The sequence below is a fragment of the Geomonas subterranea genome (assembly GCF_019063845.1).
Classification (GTDB): domain Bacteria; phylum Desulfobacterota; class Desulfuromonadia; order Geobacterales; family Geobacteraceae; genus Geomonas; species Geomonas subterranea.
In genome coordinates this window covers 3,191,421-3,211,121 of the sequence record NZ_CP077683.1, presented here as the reverse complement: position 1 = coordinate 3,211,121, position 19,701 = coordinate 3,191,421, and the positions used below count along the sequence as shown (strand labels likewise).

General features: G+C 63.3%; 15 protein-coding genes. 12 read left to right on the top strand and 3 right to left on the bottom strand.

Going from position 1 to position 19,701, the window contains the following annotated elements:
• Position 1: 1 nt before the first annotated feature.
• Both KP001_RS13980 and KP001_RS13975 read left to right on the top strand, forming a co-directional pair.
• Positions 2-964 (top strand): alpha-ketoacid dehydrogenase subunit beta, encoded by a 963-nt coding sequence (locus KP001_RS13980; protein WP_217286223.1) that lies wholly within the window; start codon positions 2-4, stop codon positions 962-964.
• Positions 965-1,094: 130 nt separating this feature from the next.
• Positions 1,095-2,405: a dihydrolipoamide acetyltransferase family protein gene (locus tag KP001_RS13975; RefSeq protein ID WP_217286222.1), complete on the top strand. Its 1,311-nt coding sequence runs from the start codon at positions 1,095-1,097 to the stop codon at positions 2,403-2,405.
• Positions 2,406-2,504: 99 nt separating this feature from the next.
• Here KP001_RS13975 and KP001_RS13970 read toward each other — a convergent pair whose 3' ends face one another.
• On the bottom strand, positions 2,505-3,596 hold the full coding sequence (locus KP001_RS13970; RefSeq protein WP_217286221.1) for a Glu/Leu/Phe/Val family dehydrogenase: 1,092 nt from the start codon (positions 3,594-3,596) through the stop codon (positions 2,505-2,507).
• Positions 3,597-3,807: 211 nt separating this feature from the next.
• On the opposite strand from KP001_RS13970, the gene KP001_RS13965 reads away from it, so the two are divergent.
• The 4 genes from KP001_RS13965 to bfr all read left to right on the top strand — a co-directional run bounded on the left by KP001_RS13965 (position 3,808) and on the right by bfr (position 7,712).
• Positions 3,808-4,644: a rhomboid family intramembrane serine protease gene (locus KP001_RS13965; protein ID WP_217286220.1), complete on the top strand. Its 837-nt coding sequence runs from the start codon at positions 3,808-3,810 to the stop codon at positions 4,642-4,644.
• A 215-nt stretch (positions 4,645-4,859) separates the two neighbouring features.
• The gene (gene upp, locus KP001_RS13960; protein ID WP_217286219.1) at positions 4,860-5,489 is read left to right on the top strand and encodes a uracil phosphoribosyltransferase; all 630 of its coding nucleotides are present in this window, start codon (positions 4,860-4,862) and stop codon (positions 5,487-5,489) included.
• Between the two features lie 63 nt (positions 5,490-5,552).
• Positions 5,553-6,833, top strand: coding sequence for a uracil-xanthine permease family protein (locus KP001_RS13955; RefSeq protein ID WP_217286218.1), 1,281 nt, complete (start codon positions 5,553-5,555; stop codon positions 6,831-6,833).
• A 411-nt stretch (positions 6,834-7,244) separates the two neighbouring features.
• Entirely contained in the window at positions 7,245-7,712 is a 468-nt protein-coding gene (gene bfr / locus KP001_RS13950; RefSeq protein ID WP_217286217.1) for a bacterioferritin, read from the top strand.
• 82 nt (positions 7,713-7,794) lie between these two features.
• Here bfr and KP001_RS13945 read toward each other — a convergent pair whose 3' ends face one another.
• Positions 7,795-8,223, bottom strand: a complete 429-nt coding sequence (locus tag KP001_RS13945) for a PAS domain-containing protein (protein ID WP_217286216.1) — start codon at positions 8,221-8,223, stop codon at positions 7,795-7,797.
• A gap of 201 nt (positions 8,224-8,424) precedes the next feature.
• On the opposite strand from KP001_RS13945, the gene KP001_RS13940 reads away from it, so the two are divergent.
• Positions 8,425-10,506, top strand: a complete 2,082-nt coding sequence (locus KP001_RS13940) for a methyl-accepting chemotaxis protein (RefSeq protein ID WP_217286215.1) — start codon at positions 8,425-8,427, stop codon at positions 10,504-10,506.
• Between the two features lie 635 nt (positions 10,507-11,141).
• Complete coding sequence (scpC, locus tag KP001_RS13935) at positions 11,142-12,740, top strand: succinyl-CoA:acetate CoA-transferase ScpC (protein WP_217286214.1); 1,599 nt, start codon at positions 11,142-11,144, stop codon at positions 12,738-12,740.
• A 119-nt stretch (positions 12,741-12,859) separates the two neighbouring features.
• Here the strand turns inward: scpC and xerC are convergent, their stop codons facing one another.
• Complete coding sequence (xerC, locus tag KP001_RS13930) at positions 12,860-13,735, bottom strand: tyrosine recombinase XerC (RefSeq protein ID WP_217286213.1); 876 nt, start codon at positions 13,733-13,735, stop codon at positions 12,860-12,862.
• Positions 13,736-13,795: 60 nt separating this feature from the next.
• On the opposite strand from xerC, the gene KP001_RS13925 reads away from it, so the two are divergent.
• From KP001_RS13925 to typA, 4 genes are all read left to right on the top strand, one after another.
• On the top strand, positions 13,796-14,932 hold the full coding sequence (locus KP001_RS13925; RefSeq protein WP_217286212.1) for a DUF362 domain-containing protein: 1,137 nt from the start codon (positions 13,796-13,798) through the stop codon (positions 14,930-14,932).
• A gap of 539 nt (positions 14,933-15,471) precedes the next feature.
• On the top strand, positions 15,472-16,977 hold the full coding sequence (locus KP001_RS13920; RefSeq protein WP_217286211.1) for a lytic transglycosylase domain-containing protein: 1,506 nt from the start codon (positions 15,472-15,474) through the stop codon (positions 16,975-16,977).
• Positions 16,978-17,034: 57 nt separating this feature from the next.
• On the top strand, positions 17,035-17,766 hold the full coding sequence (locus KP001_RS13915) for a tetratricopeptide repeat protein (protein WP_217286210.1): 732 nt from the start codon (positions 17,035-17,037) through the stop codon (positions 17,764-17,766).
• A gap of 105 nt (positions 17,767-17,871) precedes the next feature.
• On the top strand, positions 17,872-19,677 hold the full coding sequence (typA, locus tag KP001_RS13910) for a translational GTPase TypA (RefSeq protein ID WP_217286209.1): 1,806 nt from the start codon (positions 17,872-17,874) through the stop codon (positions 19,675-19,677).
• The last annotated feature ends 24 nt before the right edge of the window (positions 19,678-19,701 follow it).

Below are 19,701 nucleotides of genomic sequence, written 5' to 3'. Positions count from 1 at the left end.
CATGGCTCAGCTGAACATGGTACAGGCGATCAACCTGGCGCTCGCCCAGGAGATGGAACGCGACGACCGGGTGCTCCTGCTGGGCGAGGACGTCGGGCGGGACGGCGGCGTGTTCCGGGTCACCGAGGGGCTCCTGGAGCGGTTCGGCGCTGACCGCGTGCTGGACACCCCCCTGTGCGAGTCCGGCATCATGGGGGCGGCCATCGGCATGGCGGCCTACGGCCTGCGTCCGGTGCCGGAAATTCAGTTCATGGGCTTCACCTATTCCGCATTCGAACAGCTCTTCGCCCATGCCGCGCGGCTGCGTTCCCGTTCCCGCGGCCGCTACAGCTGCCCCATGGTGGTCCGCACCCCTTACGGCGGCGGGATCAAGGCGCCTGAACTGCACGAGGAGAGCACCGAGGCGCTGTTTTGCCAGGTGCCGGGGCTGAAGGTGGTGGTGCCGTCCGGCCCCTACGTCGCCAAGGGGCTTTTGGTGGCGGCGCTGCGCGACCCCGACCCCGTGCTGTTCCTGGAGCCCACCCGGCTGTACCGGCTCCTGCGCGAGGAGGTGCCGGATGGGGAATATCTGGTGGAGTTGGGGCGGGCCCGGGTGGCGCGACAGGGTGGCTCGGTCACCGTGGTGGCGTGGGGGAGCATGCTGGAGCGGGTGCTGAAGGCGGTGGAGGGGTACGACGCGGAGGTGCTCGATCTGCTGACCTTGAACCCTTTCGACAGCGAGGCCATCGTCGCCTCCGTTCAGAAGACCGGGCGGCTGGTGATCGTGCACGAAGCCGCGAAGACCTGCGGTTTTGGCGCCGAGATAGCGGCTACCGTCGCCGAGGAGGCGATCCTGCACCTGCGCGCTCCCATCCTGCGGGTCACCGCGCCGGACGTCCCGGTGCCGCTGGCCAAGCTGATCGACCACTACCTGCCTGATGTACAGCAAATTAGGTCTGCCCTCGACGAGGTGCTGCAGTACTAGGAGCACAGTTCCCTCCCCTGGAGGGGGAGGGCTAGGGAGGGGGCGCGTCGCGGCTGTCGCAACCCTTCCCCCTCCCAACCTCCCCCCTCCGGGGGGAGGAGCTATAGACAGGCATTTCAAGGAGACACCCATGTCTTTCGACTTCAAGCTTCCCGATCTGGGCGAGGGGATCGCCGAGGTGGAACTGCGCCGCTGGCTGGTCGCGGAGGGGGACCAGGTGCGTGAGCACCAGCCGCTGCTGGAGGTGGAGACGGACAAGGCGGTGGTCGAGGTCCCCTCGCCCCGGTCGGGCATCGTCTCGGGGCTGCGCTACAAGGAGGGGGAGACAGTGCGGGTGGGCGAGGTACTGCTGACACTGGCGGAGCGCGCGGCCGAGCCGGCATCTAAGGCGCAGTCCCCGGTGCTGGGGCGATCCGGGTCCCAAACCCCGCTCCCGGCGCAGGGGATGGCACCCCGGCCGGCGTCGGTGGGGATCGTGGGATCCCTCCCGGAGGCGGAGGATGAACCGCGCACGGCAGCGTCCGGCGTCGCGGGGGCGCTCCCCGAGGCGGCGGAGGCTGCAGCCGCGGAGGAGCCGGGTGGGTTCGCGGGGCTGGCGACGCCGATGGTGCGCAAGCTGGCGCGCGAGCGGGGCATCGATCTCAGGAGCGTCAAGGGGAGCGGGCCCCGCGGCTGCATCAGGCCTGAGGACCTGGACCGGCAGCTCCCTCCCTCCGCCAAGGTGATGGGGGGCGCCGGGACGGAGGAGCGGGTGCCGCTGCGCGGCCTGCGCCGCACCATCGCCCGCAACGTGATAGCCTCCCAGAGGACCACGGCTTTCGTGACCAGCATGGAAGAGGTCGACATAACGGATATCTTTGAGATGCGCATCCGGGAACAGGGGGAGGTGGAGTCGCGCGGCACCCATCTCACCTTCCTCCCCTTCTTCATGAAAGCCGTGCAGCATGCGCTGAAGGAGCACCCCCTCCTGAACGCCTCCATCGATGACGAGGCCCAGGAACTGGTGCTGAAGCGGCACTACCATTTCGGAATCGCGGTGGAGACGCCGGAGGGGCTCATGGTCCCGGTGATCCGGGATGTGGATAAAAAGAGCATCATTGAACTGGCGCAGGCGATCCAGGAGTTGGGGCGCAAGGCACGCGAGCGGAGCATCGCACTGGAGGATCTGCGCGGCAGCAGTTTCACCATCACCAACTACGGTCACTTCGGCGGCACCTTCGCCACCCCCATCATCAACTGGCCCGATGTCGCCATCATGGGATTCGGGCGCATCGTTGAGCGCCCGTGGGTGCACCACGGGGCCATCGTCGTCAGGAAGATCCTTCCCCTCTCCCTCACCTTCGACCATCGGGCTACCGACGGCGCCGACGCCGCCAGGTTCCTGGGGAAGGTACTGCGTTTCCTCGAAGACCCCGCCCTGTTGTTCCTCGACTGCGGCTGAGGACGCGCAGGCGGAAGGAACATCACTGGGGGAGCACCCTCTCTCCCAACCGGTACGTGGCCGCAGCGGTCACCCCGGACGCAGAGAACCTGCCGTTCCTCAGTAATCCCTGAAGCTCATGGCCTTTTTGACCCGCTCGCGAGCCAGGGCGTCCGCCGCCTCCCGAGGCAGGATCCCTGCGCCCGCCGCCCTCTCCAGCACCACCGCGGTGTTCTTCCTGATCCTCTCGCCGATCACTGCGAAAGCCTCCTGTTCGTTCCGCCCGGCATATTCCATTGCCGCCATGATCACCCCCCCCGCGTTGGCGATGAAGTCCGGGACGACCACCGTCCCGCGGGTTTGCAGCTGCCTCTCGGCCTCAGCGGTGCAGGGGATATTGGCCCCCTCCAGGATCAGGCGGGCCTGGACCTGACCGACGTTTCCGGCGTGGATCACGTCGGGCGTGGCGGCCGGCACCAGGATATCGCAGGGAACGCCGAATATCCTGTCCCGCGACAGGCGCTTTCCCTTGCCGTAATCGGCGACGCTCCCCCCCTGGCGCTTCACCTCGGCCAAGGCGGCCGGGTCGAGGCCGGCAGGGTCGTGGACCGTGCCGCGGCTGTCGGAGGCCGCTACCAGCAGGGCCCCTTTCTCAAGGAGAAAGCGCGCCGCAGCCCTGCCGACGCTCCCGAACCCTGCGACCGCGACCCGCGCCCCCTTCAATTCGACACCCGCGAATCCGGCCGCGACCTCGGCGCATTCGGCCACGCCATAACCCGTGGCTCCCAGCTGGTCCAGCGGCAGCCCGCCGAGTTCCGCGGGGAGTCCCACCGACCTCCCCGTCTCGTTCCTGATCCAGGCCATCGCGGTCTCGTCGCACCCCATGTCGGGGCCGGGTATGTAGTCGGTGAGGTGCTTGATCATACGTGCGAAGACCCGGAAGATCCTCTCCTTGCGCGGGTCCGACGGGTCGGCGACGATCCCCGCCTTGGCGCCGCCGTGCTGCAGCCCCGCCGCCGCGTTCTTGAGGGTCATGGCCCGTGCTAGCCGTGCCACCTCCTCGACGCTTACCGTGGGCGACATGCGCACCCCGCCGACCGCCGGGCCGAGCGCGATGTTGTCGATGACAACGAAGGCCTGGATTGCTTCCTTCGGCGAATAAAGGTGAATGATGGATGCGGGTCCAAGCTCATCACGACAGATTTCTGTCATAGGACACCTCGCCGGCGTGCTGCACAGGATTTGAATGAAGTTAAGGACGATAAGAATCTATCACGCGGCGATGATGTCGCAACGCACCTGACGCGCAGCCACCTCATGTAACTGCCAGAACACGCCCTTTAACAGCATACTGAGCACTCCATATTGTTTTATTTGGCGAAGATGGTACAGTGGGGCGCAAACTCTCTCAGAGGTATTCCTGATGGCTCACCCCTCCATAACCTGTCCCGAGTGCGGACGCGCCACCGATGCCAGATACTCCTCGTGCCTTTGGTGTGGCGCGGCGCTCCCGCCGTCCGGGGGGAGGGTGATCGAGGTCCTCTCCGGCGGTAAAAGTTCCCAACTCGTCATAAACGGTATCATCGTCGTCAACGTCGCGTATTACCTCCTGTCGCTGCTTATTTCCAGCGGGACTTCCCTCGGCGGCGGCCTGTTCGGATTCCTTTCTCCTGACGACAACAGCCTCGCGCTGTTGGGCGCGACCGGTACCTACCCTGTCTCCCGGTACGGCGTCTGGACGCTCGTTTCCGCCAACTACCTGCATGGCGGGGCGCTGCACATCCTCTTCAACATGATGGCGCTGCGGCAGATCGGCCCGTGGGTCTGCGCGGAGTTCGGCGCGAGCCGCATGTTCGTCATCTACACCACAAGCGGCGTCGCGGGGTACGTCCTCTCCGTCCTGGCCGGCGTCCCATTCACCATCGGCGCGTCAGCGGCGGTCTGCGGCCTGATCGGCGCCCTGTTCTACTTCGGCAAGAGCCGCGGCGGCAACTACGGTCAGGCGGTCTCGCGCGAAGTGAGCGGGTGGTTGATCAGCCTGGTGGTCTTCGGCCTGGTCATGCCCGGCATCAACAACTGGGGGCATGGCGGCGGAATCGTCGGCGGCATCGTCGCGGCGAAGCTGCTGGGGTACCGGGAACGGAGCCGCGAGAACTGGGTGCACCGTGCGGCGGCGCTGCTGTGCCTTCTTGTCACCGTCATTGTCCTCGCCTTCGGCACCTGGTACGGCGTACGGGTCCTATCGTACCGTCATTTCTGATCCACCCCTCCGAGCCAACCCCGCCTCTCTGCGCTACTTTTTCCGCACCTCCGGACCTCGCGGCGCATGCCGCCACCGGCAACGGCAACTCGTCCCGCCGGTGGTCTGACCATATCAAACCGTCCCTTCCGATTGGCTTTGTCTAATGCGCAACTGCTTGTTTCCAGAGATGAAATCCGGTATGGTAAGACCAAAATTTTTGACGGGAGAGGCAGATGAGCGTCCACGAAGTAAACCACCCCCTGGTGAAGCACAAGATTGGCCTGATGCGCGAGTGCGGCATCAGCACGAAGAAGTTCCGCGAGCTCACCGCCGAGATCGCCTGCCTGCTCGCCTACGAGGCCACCAGGGATTTCCAGCTGGAGTCGCGCTCCATCACCGGTTGGGACGGCAACACCCTCGACATCCAGCAGATCAAAGGGAAGAAGGTGACGGTGGTTCCCATCCTGCGTGCCGGCATCGGCATGCTGGAAGGGGTCCTGGACATGATCCCCAACGCGAAGGTGAGCGTCGTGGGACTGGCCAGGAACGAGGAGACTCTCGAGGCGCACACCTACTTCGAGCGCTTCGTGGGCAAGCTGGACGAACGCCTCGCGCTGATCATCGATCCCATGCTGGCGACCGGAGGCTCCATGGCCGCCACCATCGAGATGCTGAAGAAAAGCGGCTGCCGCCAGATCCGCGTGCTCTGCCTGGTCGCTGCGCCCGAAGGACTGCAGAAGATCTCCTCGGCCTATCCCGACATCGACATCTACGTGGCCGCCATCGACCAGCGCCTGAACGAGAACGGCTACATCCTGCCGGGGCTCGGCGACGCCGGCGACAAGATCTTCGGCACCAAGTAACACCCCTGCTGCACGTAAGCGGGGGCGTTCCCTCCGTATCATCTTCCAAGTGAGGTCTATTGCATGTCAGAAGTAAAAGATCCGGTCTGGCGCCAGGCGCTGTCCGGCGCGCAGATCCTTTTTGTCGCCTTCGGCGCGCTGGTGCTGGTGCCGATCCTCACCGGCCTCAACCCGAGCATGGCCCTTCTGGGCGCGGGGGTGGGGACCATCATCTTCCAGCTCTGCACCAAGCGTCAGGTTCCCATCTTCCTGGGCTCCTCCTTCGCCTTCATCGCGCCCATCATCTACAGCGTGCAGACCTGGGGGCTTCCCTCGACCATGGCCGGGCTCTTCGCCGCCGGCTGGCTCTACCTCGCATTCTCGCTCGCCATCTACCTGCGCGGCGCGGAGTTCGTGCACCGCATCATGCCGCCGGTGGTGGTCGGTCCCATCATCATGATCATCGGCCTGGGGCTCGCCAACGTGGCCGTCAACATGGCGATGGGCAAGACCGGCGACGGCAAGGGCGTCCTGGTCGACTACAACACCGCGCTCCTCGTGGCCGGCATCTCGCTTGCCACCACCGCGGCCGTGGCCGTGCGCGCCCGCGGCATCTTCCGGCTGTTGCCGGTCCTTTCCGGCGTCGCCGTCGGCTACGTGCTCTCCATCTTCTTGGGCCTGGTCGATTTCTCCAAGATTGCCGCGGCGCCCTGGATCGAGGTCCCCAAGTTCGTGACGCCGGAGTGGAACTGGTCCGCGGTCCTGTTCATGGTCCCGGTAGCCCTGGCGCCCGCCATCGAGCACGTGGGCGATGTGGTCGCCATCGGCGCGGTGACCGGTAAGGACTACACCGTGAAGCCGGGCCTGCACCGCACCATGCTGGGCGACGGCCTGGCCGTCTGCGCCGCCGCACTCGTCGGCGGCCCCCCCGTCACCACCTACGCCGAGGTCACCGGCGCCGTCATGATCACCCGCTGCTACAACCCCGTCATCATGACCTGGGCCGCCGGCTTCGCCGTTGTCATGGCCTTCTTCGGGAAGTTCAACGCCATCCTGCAGTCCATCCCGGTGCCGGTCATGGGCGGCATCATGATGCTCCTGTTCGGCTCCATCGCTTCCGTCGGTCTCAACACCCTGATCCATGCACAGGTGGATATGCACCGTCCGCGCAACCTGATCATCGTCTCGCTGGTGCTGGTCTTCGGCATCGGCGGGCTCAGCATCAACGTGGCCGGCCAGCACCTGCACGGCGTGAGCCTGTGCGGCATAGCCGCCATCCTGCTGAACCTCCTCCTCCCGAAAGGTGAGGCTGCCCCGATGGGTGGCGACGCCGTCGAGGAGGAACCGGAGGAGACGGTGGCGTAGCGCCCCTTCCCCCACTGCAACGACATGCGCCGTCCCGCGAAAGCGGGGCGGCGTTTTTTGTTGGTGCCCCGGGATTTGACTGGGACACTCCTCTGTCACCTCCCCCTCCCTTGACGGGAGGGGGCGGGGGGGGGGTGAAGCTGCCATTAGCGCAAATGTGGCACTTTCCCCAACCTAACCCCTCCCGCAAGGGAGGGGGGCAAAGGAGAGACGTTCGGGTGGAACTTTCCCGGGGGCACGGCTTTCTCCTCCCCTCTTAAGCGGCTCTTGAATTGCCAACCCGGCTCGCGCGGGTATAATCTATTCGTTTTAAATTAGAATAAATTAACCTGTCAGCCGGCGCACCCTTTCGGTTGCCGGAAGCGAACCGCGCCCCGCAGCTGCCGGGCCGCCAAAAAAAGGAGGTCGTCCATGAAGGGAAACGAGAGGGTGATCGAGCAGTTGAACGTACGCCTGGCGGAGGAACTCACCGCCACCAACCAGTACATGGTGCACGCGGAGATGTGCGAGAACTGGGGCTACAAGAGGCTGTACTCCGCCATAAGGGAGCGCGCCATCAACGAGATGAAGCACGCGGAGAAGCTGATCGAGCGGATACTGTTCCTGGAGGGGCGCCCCATCGTGAGCAGGCTGGACCCGATCCACATCGGGGGCGAGATCCCCAAGATGCACCAGTTCGACCACGCCCTCGAGGAGAGCGCCATCAAGGGGTACAACGAGAGCATCAAACTGGCCATGGAGCTGGGAGACAACGGCACCAAGGAACTGCTGGAGTCGATCCTCAAGCAGGAGGAGGATCACATCGACGACATCGAGGCGCAACTGGACCAGATCTCGCAGATGGGGGTGCAGAACTACCTGGTCGACCAGGTCGGCTGACGCGATTGCCGCCAGGTTGAGATGAGAAGAGGGCGCCGGGATCCACACCCGGCGCCCTCTTTTTTTCCGCCTGGGAAACCTGTCACTTATCCAGTTCGGCCAGGCGTGCCCGTAGCGCCTTTTCCTTTAGCCACCGGGCCGTCACGTCCCGCATCACCGCCACGGTGCCCGCGACATTCCCCTCGGCGTCCCTGATGATGGTCATGGAGAACTCCGTGGAGATGCGCGAACCGTCCTTTTTCAGCGCCGGGGCGGCCAGCAGCTCCTTGGCGTAACGCGTGGTGCCGGTTTCCATGACGCGGTAGTATCCCTCCCAGTGGCGGGCACGCTGGTTTTCCGGGATGAAGATGTCGAGCGACTGCCCCAGCGCCTCCCCGGCGGTGAACCCCAGCATCTCTTCAGCTCCCTTGTTCCACAGCCTGATCAGCCCCTCCCTGTCAGAGTAGATGATTGCATCGTTGCAGTTCTGTACCAGTTGCCGGTACAGCTCCTGTACGTCGACCTCTTTCATGTCGGCCTCCCGTGTAGTTTTGTCTCAATGATACCACCCTCTTCACATCCGGTTTTTGACCCAGATCAAAAGAGCGGGAGTGCGCGCTCGGGGCTGTGAATTAATTGTCTGTAATGTTTAACGCTGTTTCTAAAGAAGTGTAGACAGTTGCCGATATTCCTACTACTGACAAAGGACTCTGGCGTCCACCGTGGAGGAACGATGTTCAAAAACAAGCTGATGCACAAGATCCTGGCGATCATCGGGGTGAACCTCTTGGTCGGCATCACCATCGTCGGGTGTCTGGCAATCTGGCTCCAGTACAGTTCGACCATGAAGCTGCAGGAGCAGAACAGCCGCACCATGTCGGCCGTCATCATCGACGAGATCGCGTCGTTCATGATGAAGGACGACTCGAAGTCGGTAATGAACCTGGCCAAGGTCGCCAAGGAACAGAAGTTCGGCTTCGACCTGCAGATCTTCGGCAAGGACGGCAAGGACCCGGTCACCGGAGCGGTCAACAAGGATGTGACCGAAAGCTTCGCCACCGGCAAACGCGTCGAGAGACGGGAGACGGTGGGCGGCGTGCATACCCTGCGCGCCGCGGTGCCGATGAAGAACGAGCAGCGCTGTCAGCAGTGCCACGACGCGGGGGACAAGTACCTCGGCGCCGTGCTCTTGACCTCTTCCCTGGAGGATGGTTACCAGAGCGCGGTGAGGATGATCGCCATCCTGGTGGGTGCCGGCTGCCTCTTCTTCGTCTGCATGATGGGGGGGATGTACATATTCTTCAGGAAGTCCGTGATGCGCGAGATCCTGTTCTTCTCGGAGAAGCTCAAGGACATCGCGGAAGGGGAGGGGGATCTCACCAAGGAGATACCGGTCCGCTCTGACGACGAGGTCGGCGACCTGGCGCGCCACATAAACCACCTGGTCAACATGCTGCGCGAGACGATCACGGTGCTCTACGACCTTGCCGAGAGCATCTCGATCTCGCTGTGCCATGTCTCCAGTCGCGCCACCAGGACGGTCGCTTCGGCGGCGGACCAGAAGCAGCGCTCCGAGGCCGTGGCGGTCGCAACGGAGGAGATGGCGGCGACCCTCAACATCGTGGCCGGCAACACCCATCAGGCGGCGGAATTCTCGTCGGAGGTGGACGAGGCGGCCAACCGCGGCATGGGCGTCGTGGACGGCGCCTGCACCTCCATCACCATGATCAGGGAGAACGTGGCGCAGACCCTGGGGACCGTAGAGCGGCTTGAGGCCTCGTCCGCGCAGATCGGGGACATCATCGTCCTCATCGAGGACATCGCCGACCAGACGAAGCTCCTCGCCCTGAACGCCGCCATAGAGGCGGCGCGCGCCGGAGAGCACGGTCGCGGCTTCGCCGTGGTCGCCGACGAGGTGAAGATGCTTTCGGAGAAGACGGCCACCTCGACCAAGGAAATCGCCAAGATCATCACCAACATCCAGACCGAGAGCCGCGAGGCGGCGCGCTCCATCACCGAGGAGCAGGGGCGGGTCGAGGACGGCGTCGCCAAGTCGGCGGCGGCCAGGGAGTGCCTGGAGCGGATACTCGGACTCGCGGGGGAAACGGCGCAGCTCATCAACCAGATCGCCTCGGCCACGGAGGAGCAGAGCGCCACAACCAACGAAATCGCGGAAAAAATCCACAACGTCTCAAGTTCAGCCTCCGGGGTCCACGAGGACATGCTGGAAAGTGACCGGGCCGTGACGGAATTGACCCGGGTGGCGGAGCAGATCTTCTCCACCGTGGGGAAATTCAGCGTCGGCAACCGGCACGACGAGATGAAGGCCCTCGCCACCGAACTGAGGGATAAGCTGACCGCGACCATCGAGCAGGGGGTGGCGTCGGGGAGGATCTCCATGTCCGACCTCTTCGACCGGAATTACCGCCCCATTGCCGACACGTCGCCGCAGAAGTACCACACCGCGTTCGACAGCTTCTTCGACCAGTATGTGGGGCCGGTGCAGGAGGAGATCCTGGGGCGCAAGGGCACCGTATTCTTCGCCATCTGCGTCGACGATCACGGCTACGTCCCCTGCCACAACCTGCGCTACTCCAAACCTCTGACCGGCGACCCGGACACCGACAAGGTCAACAACAGGACCAAGCGGATCTTCGATGACAAGACCGGACTCAAGGCCGCGCAGAACACGGAACCGTACCTGCTGCAGACCTACATGAGGGACACCGGAGAGATCATGAACGACATCTCAACTCCTATCGTGTTCAACAACCGGCATTGGGGCGCCGTTCGTCTCGGGTACCTCGCGAAGTAGACGCGGGCCGGGGCCGCGCCAGCGTGCCCCGGCTTTTTCGTTATGCGGCCGCAGCTCCACCGGAGCGCCCCCCCTTCCTTTTGTTTTATTTTTGTGTAGGACGCGCTCCCCGCTGCAGGAAGTGCCGGGGCCGCGTCCCGGGCGTCACGGAGCGCCGCCACCGCCGTCCCCGGGGCGGCGACCGTCTTTGGCACCGCCCATAGAGGGGCAGAATAGAAAGAAAAACTTAGATCTGCGCTTGAACTCTCCCCTTCATGAAAATACCCAATTTAACAGAATAAACCGCATCCCCCCTGGCAGAAGCGACATCGCCTGACTCACGAAACAACTTTTTATTCTTGACGTGAACGGCAAGTTCAGATTAGATTGCATACTGTATACATTGCCGTGATTTCCGCTCCCCGCGTCACCTCGCTGCCAATTCAGGGGGACAGGGCCGCGATGAGGGGCAAGGCGGGTTTTTAGTTGACTCTGCGACTCCCCTTAAGTAGAATCCGGTTCTACTTTTTGGGGGATTTGGACAAAAGCACGCGAAGACAAGGCGTTTTATCGTCCGGACGGCGTCAAAAAAACATGTGATTTGTCAGCTTTATGCTGATTTGTTCGTAAACATCAAAACAAAACAGGAGGCAGCTATGTCCGAGTACGGCACACTTCAAGACCGGGTACAATGCAAACAACTTTTGAACAAGGTCATGACTCCCGAGCAGACCATTGACTTCTTCAAGAACGGGATGAACCTTGGTTGGTCCGGTTTCACCCCGGCCGGTTATCCGAAAGTGGTGCCCATCGCCCTGGCTGACCACGTGGAGAAGAACAACCTGCAGGGCAAGCTGAAGTTCAACCTCTTCATCGGCGCCTCCGTCGGTGCCGAAACCGAAGACCGCTGGGCTACTCTGGACATGATCGACCGCCGCTGGCCGTACCAGACCGGCAAGAACATCGCCGCTGGCATCAACTCCGGCCGCATCCGCATGGGTGACAAGCACCTCTCCCTGTTCGCACAGGACCTGGGCTACGGCTTCTACACCAAGGACTCCGAGAGCGGCAAGCTCGACCTCGCCATCATCGAAGTCTCCGCCATCAAGGAAGACGGCTCGCTGGTGCCGACCTCTTCCTGCGGGGTTATCCCTGAGATCCTGATGATCTGCGACAAGATCATCCTCGAGGTGAACACCGGACAGCCTTCCTTCGAAGGGATCCATGACCTTTTGACCCCGCTCACCCCGCCGAACCGCCAGATCTTCGGCATCACCCATGCCGGCGAGAGGATCGGCTCCACCTCGATCCCGTGCGACCCGAGCAAGGTCGTGGCAGTCGTCGAGTCCAAGCTGCGTGACCAGGGTCGCGCCTTCGCAGAGCAGGACGACACCTCCGAGGCGATCGCGAACCATATCATCGACTTCTTCACCGCCGAGGTTAAAGCGGGCCGTCTGCCGAAGAACCTGCTCCCGATCCAGTCGGGCGTGGGCTCCATCGCCAACGCCGTCATCGGTGGCCTTGCCAAGGGCCCCTTCAGCAACCTGACCGTCTACACCGAGGTGCTCCAGGATACCATGCTGGACCTGTTCGACTCGGGCAAACTCGACGCGGCTTCCTCCTGCTCGCTGTCCCTCTCCGCAAGCCCGGGCTTCCCGCGCTTCTTCGAGAACATGGACAAGTACTTTGACAAGATCACCCTGCGTCCGCTCTCCATCTCCAACGCACCGGAGCCGATCCGTCGTCTGGGTTGCATCGCCATGAATACCCCGGTTGAAATCGACATATTCGCGCACGCCAACTCCACCCTGGTCGGCGGTACCCGTATGATCAACGGCCTGGGCGGTTCCGGCGACTTCCTCAGGAACGGCTTCCTGAAGATGATGCACACCCCGTCTTCCCGTCCGAGCAAGACCGACCCGACCGGTATCTCCTGCGTCGTGCCGCACTGCTCGCACATCGACCACACCGAGCACGACCTCGACTGCGTCATCACCGAGCAGGGTCTCGCCGACCTGCGTGGCCTGGCTCCGAAGGAGCGCGCCCGTCGCATCATCGAGAAGTGCGCGCACCCGGATTACAAGGCGCAGCTCACCGAGTACCTCAACATCGCCGAGAAGGACTGCCTGGCGAGGAAGGTCGGTCACGAGCCGCAGCTGTGGGATCGAGCCTTCAAAATGCACCTCAACCTTGAGAAGAACGGCACCATGAAGCTCAAGAACTGGGATGTGAAGATCGACCTCTGCGAAGACTAGTCTCGCGGTTGAAAAGCAAAAAGGCCCCGCCGGAAACGGCGGGGCCTTTTTTTGTAGGTGTGCAGGTGGCGCAGGTTCGACTGGTCCGACATCCAACCGGTTACATTGCCGGCTGGCGGCTAGCGGCGCGCCTTGGGGTGGGCCTGGTCGTAGACCTCCATCAGCTTGTCGATGCTGACGTGGGTGTACTTCTGGGTGGTGGAGAGCGATGCGTGCCCCAAGAGCTCCTGGATGGCGCGCAGGTCGGCGCCCCCTTCCAGAAGGTGGGTCGCGAAGGTGTGGCGCAGCGTGTGCGGGGAGACCTTGCGCATGGCGGCGATGAGCAGCATATGATCATCCACGATGCGCGTCACGCTGCGCCTGTTGATCCTTTTCCCGCGGCTGTTCAAGATAAGCGGCTCGGCCGCGCCCGGATTGCCGCGTTCGGCGAGGTAGGAGGAGAGCGCCTGCCTTGCGAAAGAGCCTACCGGCACGATGCGCTCCTTGCCTCCCTTGCCCATCACCCTCGCCAGACCGCCGTCCAGGTCGAGGTCCCCCACGTTCATCCCGGTCAGTTCGCTCACCCTGATCCCGCAGGAATAGAGGGTTTCCAGAACGGCACGGTCCCTGAGCGGCAGCCTGGTCCCCGCCGGCGCCTCGACGAGCGCGCTCACCTGGTCGATGTTCAGGTGAAAGGGGAGGCGCTTCTCCTTCTTGGGGGTGCTGACCAACTCGGCGGGATTCTTTTCCAGGCGCCCCTCTCTGAGCAGGAAACGAAACAGCGCCCGGATCGCGGAGAGCTTACGCCCGATGGAGCTCTTTGCGTGCCCCTTGTGTAGTTGGGCAAGGTACTGCCTGATGGCGAGATGATCGACAGCTTCCGGTAGCGGCTCTCCGCGCTGCGCCAGGAAAGAGGCGAACAGCTCCAGATCGCTTCTGTAGGCGGCGAGGGTGTGGGGCGAGACGTTGCGCTCGGTCTCGAGGTAACCGCAGAATTGCTCGATGGCCCGTTTCATGGTATGCAATCTACCTCAGGCCGATGCCGGTTTACAATAGCTTTTGACGGGGAGGATGAGATGCACCAGGTGGCGTTGGAGCGGGTTCCGGGGTACGGGCGCGAAGAGATGCGGGAAGGGGTGGCCCGGCTCCTTGAGCCGCTTGGCGGGATGCAGCGCTACGTGAAGCCGGGCGAGCGGGTGCTCATCAAGCCGAACCTGCTCTCCGCCAAGCCGCCCGAGGCGGCGGTGACCACGCATCCGGAGCTGTTGCGCGCCGTGATCCTGGAGGTGCAGCGGGCAGGTGGCGTGGCGCTGGTGGGGGATTCTCCCGGCGTGGGAAGCGGCAGGCGGGTGGCGGAGCGCTCGGGGATGATGGCGGTCATCGAGGAGACCGGCGCTCGGTTCGTCCCCTTCACCGAATCCCTCCCCGTCGCCGGCGCGGGGACTTTCAAGGAGTTCCAGCTGGCGCGGCCGTATATCGAGGCGGACCGCCTGATCAACCTCCCCAAGCTGAAGACGCACGAGATGATGACCATGACGTGCTGCGTGAAGAACCTGTTCGGGGCGGTGGTCGGGACCGCGAAGGCGGCCTGGCACCTCAAGGCGGGGGCGGACAAGGAGCTCTTCGCGAACATGCTGATCGAGCTCTACCGGCTGCGCGAGCCGGATCTGAACATAGTGGACGCCGTGGTCGCGATGGAGGGGAACGGTCCTGGAAGCGGGGACCCTTGCCCGGTGGGCGTGCTGCTGGCCGGTGACAACGCGGTTGCCGTGGACCAGGTTGCCGCCCGCGTGGCCGGGATTCCGCAGCAGCTTCTCTACCTGGAGAGCGCCGCGAGGCATATGGGGCTTCCCGGTTCGCGGCGCGAGGAGGTCACGGTTTTGGGGCCCGACCCCGACGCAGTACTGGAGCGTCCGCTCCGGCTTCCCCATCTTTCCGACGTCCAGTTCGGGCTCCCGGGATTCTTGAAGAACCGGCTCAGAAACCAGTTCACCTCCCGCCCCGAGGTCGTCCCCGGCACGTGCGAACTCTGCGGCGTCTGCGTCAAGGCTTGTCCCCCGGCGGCGATACGGGTGCAGGGGGGGAGGCTGCGTTTCGACTACCAGCGATGCATCCGCTGCTTCTGCTGCCGTGAGCTCTGCCCGCACGCGGCCCTGACCCTCAGGGACGGCTGGCTTTTGTGGCTGATGAAGAAAACCGGCCGCCGGTCGTAGTGCGCCGGGGCAGGTTGACAAGGGGATGGGGCGCCATTATATTTTTTCCCATCCTCCGGGAACCACACAGCGAGGGATGCAATTCCAACCAGGGAAAAGGAGATCGCGACATGTGGACCAACTTTTTTATGATCCGTCCGGTGACCCACTGCAAGGAAGGTTGCCCTAGTTGGCCCGTCGCCTGACCGCGGCGGGCTCCCCATGAAAAAAAGCCCCCCGTCGACCACGGGGGCTTTTTCGTTTTCTCTCTTCGGCCCGGATGGTCCTCATCCCTCCCCTTCTGCCTTCGCGCTGGAGGGTCAGGAAACCACCCCTCACCCCCCCTCCGGGCACCCTCTCCCGGGGGGGAGAGGGGAATCTCTCTAAAGTTCAGCCCGGCATCGCCCGATGCACCAGGTAAGGAGGTGGACCCCGCGCGGGAGCCGCTGCCGCCCCTTTGCCTGCAGGAGCCAAAACCCGTTTGAATTGACAACTGTGCCAAATTCCGCTATTCTGCGCACCTGTGCGTACGCGTGCCGTCACCCAAAAATAGGTATTGAATGATCAAAGTTACCGTTGTCATACTTGCACTTCTGACCCCCTGCCTCGCCCTCGCGGCGCCCGGAGAGCTCTTTCACGATTCCGGACGCAAGGAAACCCAGACTCAGCAGCTCGCTTCTGCCGACCTCGCTCTTTCAAAGGGGCTCGGCCTTACCTCCGCCGACTTCCCCGGCAACGACGACGTCGACGCCGATCCGGACGACTTCGAATTGAAGTTGCCGGAGATGGAGTTGCCGGAATCCGACATCCCCCTTACCTTCAATTCCAAGGTTGAGTACTTCACCCGCTACTTCCAGGGATCCGGCCGCGGCTTCTTCGCCAAGTGGCTCTCCAGGAGCGAGCGCTACATCCCGATGATGAAGACGGTGCTGAAGAAGGAAGGGCTCCCGGAAGACCTGGTCTACCTCGCCATGATCGAGAGCGGGTTCATACCGCACGCCGTCTCGGTGGCGAGCGCCGTCGGCCCCTGGCAGTTCATGCCCGCGACCGGCAAGCGCTACGCGCTCAGGATCGACCCCTGGATCGACGAAAGGCGCGATCCGCTGAAGGCGACCGTCGCCGCGGCGCTTTATCTCAAAGAGCTGTACGCGCTTTTCAACAACGACTGGTACCTGGCCGCGGCGGGGTATAACGCCGGCGAGAACAAGATCCTGCGTGCCATCAACATGTACAATACCCGCGATTTCTGGGAGATCTCCAAGGGGAGCTACCTGGCGCGCGAGACCAAGGACTACGTCCCCAAGCTCCTCGCCGCCGCGATCATCGCCAAGGAACCGGCCAAGTTCGGCTTCGCGGACGTCGCTTACCTCCCGCCGATCGAGTTCGACCAGGTGCCTGTCCCGTCCCGCACCGACCTGGACGTGATGGCAAAGGCCTGCGGCGTTCCCCTGCAGAATATCAAGGAGTTGAACCCGGAGCTGCGCCGCGCCACGACTCCGCCGGACTACCCGGGGTACCAGTTGAAGGTGCCCAAAGGGGCCGGCACCACCTGCGCCGCCGAATACGCCAAGATCCCCGAGTCGGAGCGTTACGTCGAGCGGGTCAGGAACGTGCAGTACCGCGCCAAGAAGCGTGACACCCTGGCCTCCATCGCCCGGCGCTTCAACACCAGCCAGCAGACCATCGCCGAACTGAACAACATTGGCAAGAAGAAGGTGAAGCTTGCCGGCCGCGTGCTCACCATCCCGGTCCAGGTGGCGTCGGCGCGTGGCGAGGCCCATCCGGCGGCGGAAGCGAAGGTGGAACCCAAGGCGGAAGCAAAGGCCGAGACCAGGACCGCGACCCAGGTGGCCAAGGCCGAGGCGGAGCTCCAGGAGTTCCACAAGTACTACACCGTCAAAAAGGGGGATACCCTCGCCTCCCTCGCCAAGAGGTTCAACGTAACGGCCAGGCTCCTCTCCGCCTGGAACAACCTGAAGACCCGGGTGGCCCTGAAGCCCGGCAAGCGCATCATCGTCGCCAAGTACCAGGAGAAGAAGGGCGCCCTGGTCAAGGACGAAGGCTAACCCCGTCAACCGTTTCGCACATCACGTGACCCGCACCACGAAAGGATAAATCAACCGATGTACAACCTTCTCATTTCCGCAGGCGCAGCAATCGCAGTCTTCCTCGTCGTCATCCTCGCCGCCGGCACCGCGTACTGGTGGGCCGCCCTCCTGGGCGCGATGATCGTCTTCATGGCGAGCTTTTTGATCATCTCCCGCATCATCACCAAAAAGCTCGAAGAGATCATGGAACCGGCCATGAAGGACATCCAGGCACAGCGTTTCGAGAAGGGGATTCGCGACCTCAAGTCGGCGCTGCGCTACGGCAAGTGGCAGATCTACGTGGAGAGCCAGATCAATTCCGCCATCGGCATGGTCTACTTCGTGCGACGCGAGTTCGCCACCGCCTTCCCGTACCTGGAGAAGGGCTTCTTCAAGAACTGGGTCACCATGGGGATGCTCGGCGTCACCTACATGAAGAAGAACAAGCACGACAAGATGAAAGAGACCTTCGACAAGGCGCTCATGGCGAGCCCCAAGGAGTCGCTGCTCTACGCCCTCTACGGCTACTGCCTCAACGAGACCGGCGAGAACGTGAAGGCGTGCGAGATCCTGGCCAAGGGGGTGGCGAAACTCCCCGCAGATGAAAACCTGAAGCAGAACCTGGAGCTGTTGCGCGAAGGGAAGAAGATGAAGATGAAAGGGTACGGCGAGATGTGGCTGCAGTTCCACCTGGAGAGTCTGGGCACCATCCAGAAGCAGCAGATGGCTGGGATGAGCGGAAAGCAGCGCCGCATCATCAGAAAATAACTTGTAAAGATATCTGAAAAATGCCATATTGAGCTGTTTTTTAAGACGGGCTTGCTGCTCGTCTTTTTATTTGTAGCCGAGCCAAGCGAAAAGGAGCAGTAAAGCATGCAGGAGAAGATCAGAAACATCGCCATCATCGCCCACGTCGACCACGGTAAGACCACCCTGGTCGATGCCATGTTGAAGCAGTCCGGAGTATTCAGGGAAAACGAGGCGATCACCGAGCGCGTGATGGATTCCAACGACCTGGAGAAGGAGCGCGGCATCACCATCCTCGCCAAGAACCTCTCCATCCACCACGGCGACTACAAGATCAACATCGTGGACACCCCGGGACACGCCGACTTCGGCGGTGAAGTGGAGCGCGTGCTCAAGATGGTCGACTCCGTGCTGCTCCTTGTCGACGCCCTCGACGGCCCGATGCCGCAGACCCGCTTCGTGCTGAAGAAGTCGCTCGACCTGGGTCTCAAGCCCATCGTCGTGATCAACAAGGTGGACCGCCCCGGCGCCCGCCCTTCCGAAGTCGTGGACATGGTCTTCGACCTGTTCTGCGAACTGCAGGCCTCCGACGCCCAGCTCGACTTCGCCATCTGCTACACCAGCGCCAAGATGGGGTACGCCATGAGGGAGATGGACCAGCCCAGCGAGAACATGGAGCCCCTCTTCGAGCTCATCAAGGACAACGTGCATCCCCCCGAGGGGAACCCGGACGCCCCCTTCCAGCTCCTGGTCACCAACATCGACTACAACGACTACATCGGCCGCATCGCCACCGGCAAGATCTTCAACGGCAAGGTGAGCGCCGGCGAGACCGTGGCCCTCATCAAGCGCGACGGCACCATCTCCAAGGGGCGCGTCACCAAGCTGTTGGGGTACGAGGGGCTGAAGCAGGTCGAGATCCCGGAGGCCTTCACCGGCGACATCGTCACCATCGCGGGCTTCACCGAGGTGGGCATCGGCGAGACGCTGGCCTCTGCCGAAAACCCGATGCCGCTCCCTTACGTCGCCATCGACGAGCCGACCCTCTCCATGAACTTCATCGTCAACTCCTCCCCCTTCGCCGGGCGCGAGGGCAAGCTGGTCACCTCGAGGAACATCCGCGAGCGCCTGGACCGCGAACTGCGCACCAACGTGTCGCTCAGGGTCGCCAACACCGCCAACGCCGATACCTTCCAGGTCTCCGGGCGCGGTGAGCTGCACCTCTCCATCCTGATCGAGAACATGCGCCGCGAAGGTTTCGAGATGGCCGTTTCCAAGCCCGAGGTGATCATGCGCATGGTCGAGGGCGTGCGCCACGAGCCGATGGAGTACCTGGTGGTGGACGTCCCCGCCGAGTACCAGGGCGCCATCATCGAGCGCATGGGACCCCGTAAAGGGGAGATGGTCGCCATGAACCCGATGGGAGAGACGGTGCGCCTGGAGTTCATCGTGCCGGCCCGCGGCCTGATCGGGATCAGGGGCGAGTTCCTCACCGAGACCCGCGGCACCGCGGTGATCACACACACCTTCCACGACTACGCTCCCTACAAGGGGGAGATCCCGGGACGCAAGAACGGTGTCCTCATCGCCATGGAGCAGGGGGAGACGACTGCCTACTCGCTGGACGCGCTGCAGCCGCGCGGCATCCTGTTCCTTGGGGCCGGCGTAGAGGTCTACGGCGGCATGATCATCGGTCAGCACGCGAAAGACAACGACCTCGAGGTGAACCCCTGCAAGGGGAAGAAGCTCACCAACGTGCGCGCCTCCGGCAGCGATGACGCCATCAAGCTCACACCGCCGCGCGTCCTCACCCTGGAGCAGGCGCTCGAGTTCATCGACGAGGACGAACTGGTCGAGGTGACTCCGGTTTCGATCCGTCTGCGCAAGAAGGAGCTCGATCCGACCAAGCGCAAGCGCGCCGGCCGGTCCTGAAACATCACCCCCGGCCGTGGCGGT

What these genes read in the sequence shown, in the direction of transcription:
- KP001_RS13980 (WP_217286223.1), top strand. Translation starts at nt 2, where the DNA reads ATGGCTCAGCTGAACATGGTACAGGCGATCAACCTGGCGCTCGCCCAG.
- KP001_RS13975 (WP_217286222.1), top strand. Translation starts at nt 1,095, where the DNA reads ATGTCTTTCGACTTCAAGCTTCCCGATCTGGGCGAGGGGATCGCCGAG.
- KP001_RS13970 (WP_217286221.1), bottom strand. Translation starts at nt 3,596, where the DNA reads ATGACAGAAATCTGTCGTGATGAGCTTGGACCCGCATCCATCATTCAC.
- KP001_RS13965 (WP_217286220.1), top strand. Translation starts at nt 3,808, where the DNA reads ATGGCTCACCCCTCCATAACCTGTCCCGAGTGCGGACGCGCCACCGAT.
- upp (WP_217286219.1), top strand. Translation starts at nt 4,860, where the DNA reads ATGAGCGTCCACGAAGTAAACCACCCCCTGGTGAAGCACAAGATTGGC.
- KP001_RS13955 (WP_217286218.1), top strand. Translation starts at nt 5,553, where the DNA reads ATGTCAGAAGTAAAAGATCCGGTCTGGCGCCAGGCGCTGTCCGGCGCG.
- bfr (WP_217286217.1), top strand. Translation starts at nt 7,245, where the DNA reads ATGAAGGGAAACGAGAGGGTGATCGAGCAGTTGAACGTACGCCTGGCG.
- KP001_RS13945 (WP_217286216.1), bottom strand. Translation starts at nt 8,223, where the DNA reads ATGAAAGAGGTCGACGTACAGGAGCTGTACCGGCAACTGGTACAGAAC.
- KP001_RS13940 (WP_217286215.1), top strand. Translation starts at nt 8,425, where the DNA reads ATGTTCAAAAACAAGCTGATGCACAAGATCCTGGCGATCATCGGGGTG.
- scpC (WP_217286214.1), top strand. Translation starts at nt 11,142, where the DNA reads ATGTCCGAGTACGGCACACTTCAAGACCGGGTACAATGCAAACAACTT.
- xerC (WP_217286213.1), bottom strand. Translation starts at nt 13,735, where the DNA reads ATGAAACGGGCCATCGAGCAATTCTGCGGTTACCTCGAGACCGAGCGC.
- KP001_RS13925 (WP_217286212.1), top strand. Translation starts at nt 13,796, where the DNA reads ATGCACCAGGTGGCGTTGGAGCGGGTTCCGGGGTACGGGCGCGAAGAG.
- KP001_RS13920 (WP_217286211.1), top strand. Translation starts at nt 15,472, where the DNA reads ATGATCAAAGTTACCGTTGTCATACTTGCACTTCTGACCCCCTGCCTC.
- KP001_RS13915 (WP_217286210.1), top strand. Translation starts at nt 17,035, where the DNA reads ATGTACAACCTTCTCATTTCCGCAGGCGCAGCAATCGCAGTCTTCCTC.
- typA (WP_217286209.1), top strand. Translation starts at nt 17,872, where the DNA reads ATGCAGGAGAAGATCAGAAACATCGCCATCATCGCCCACGTCGACCAC.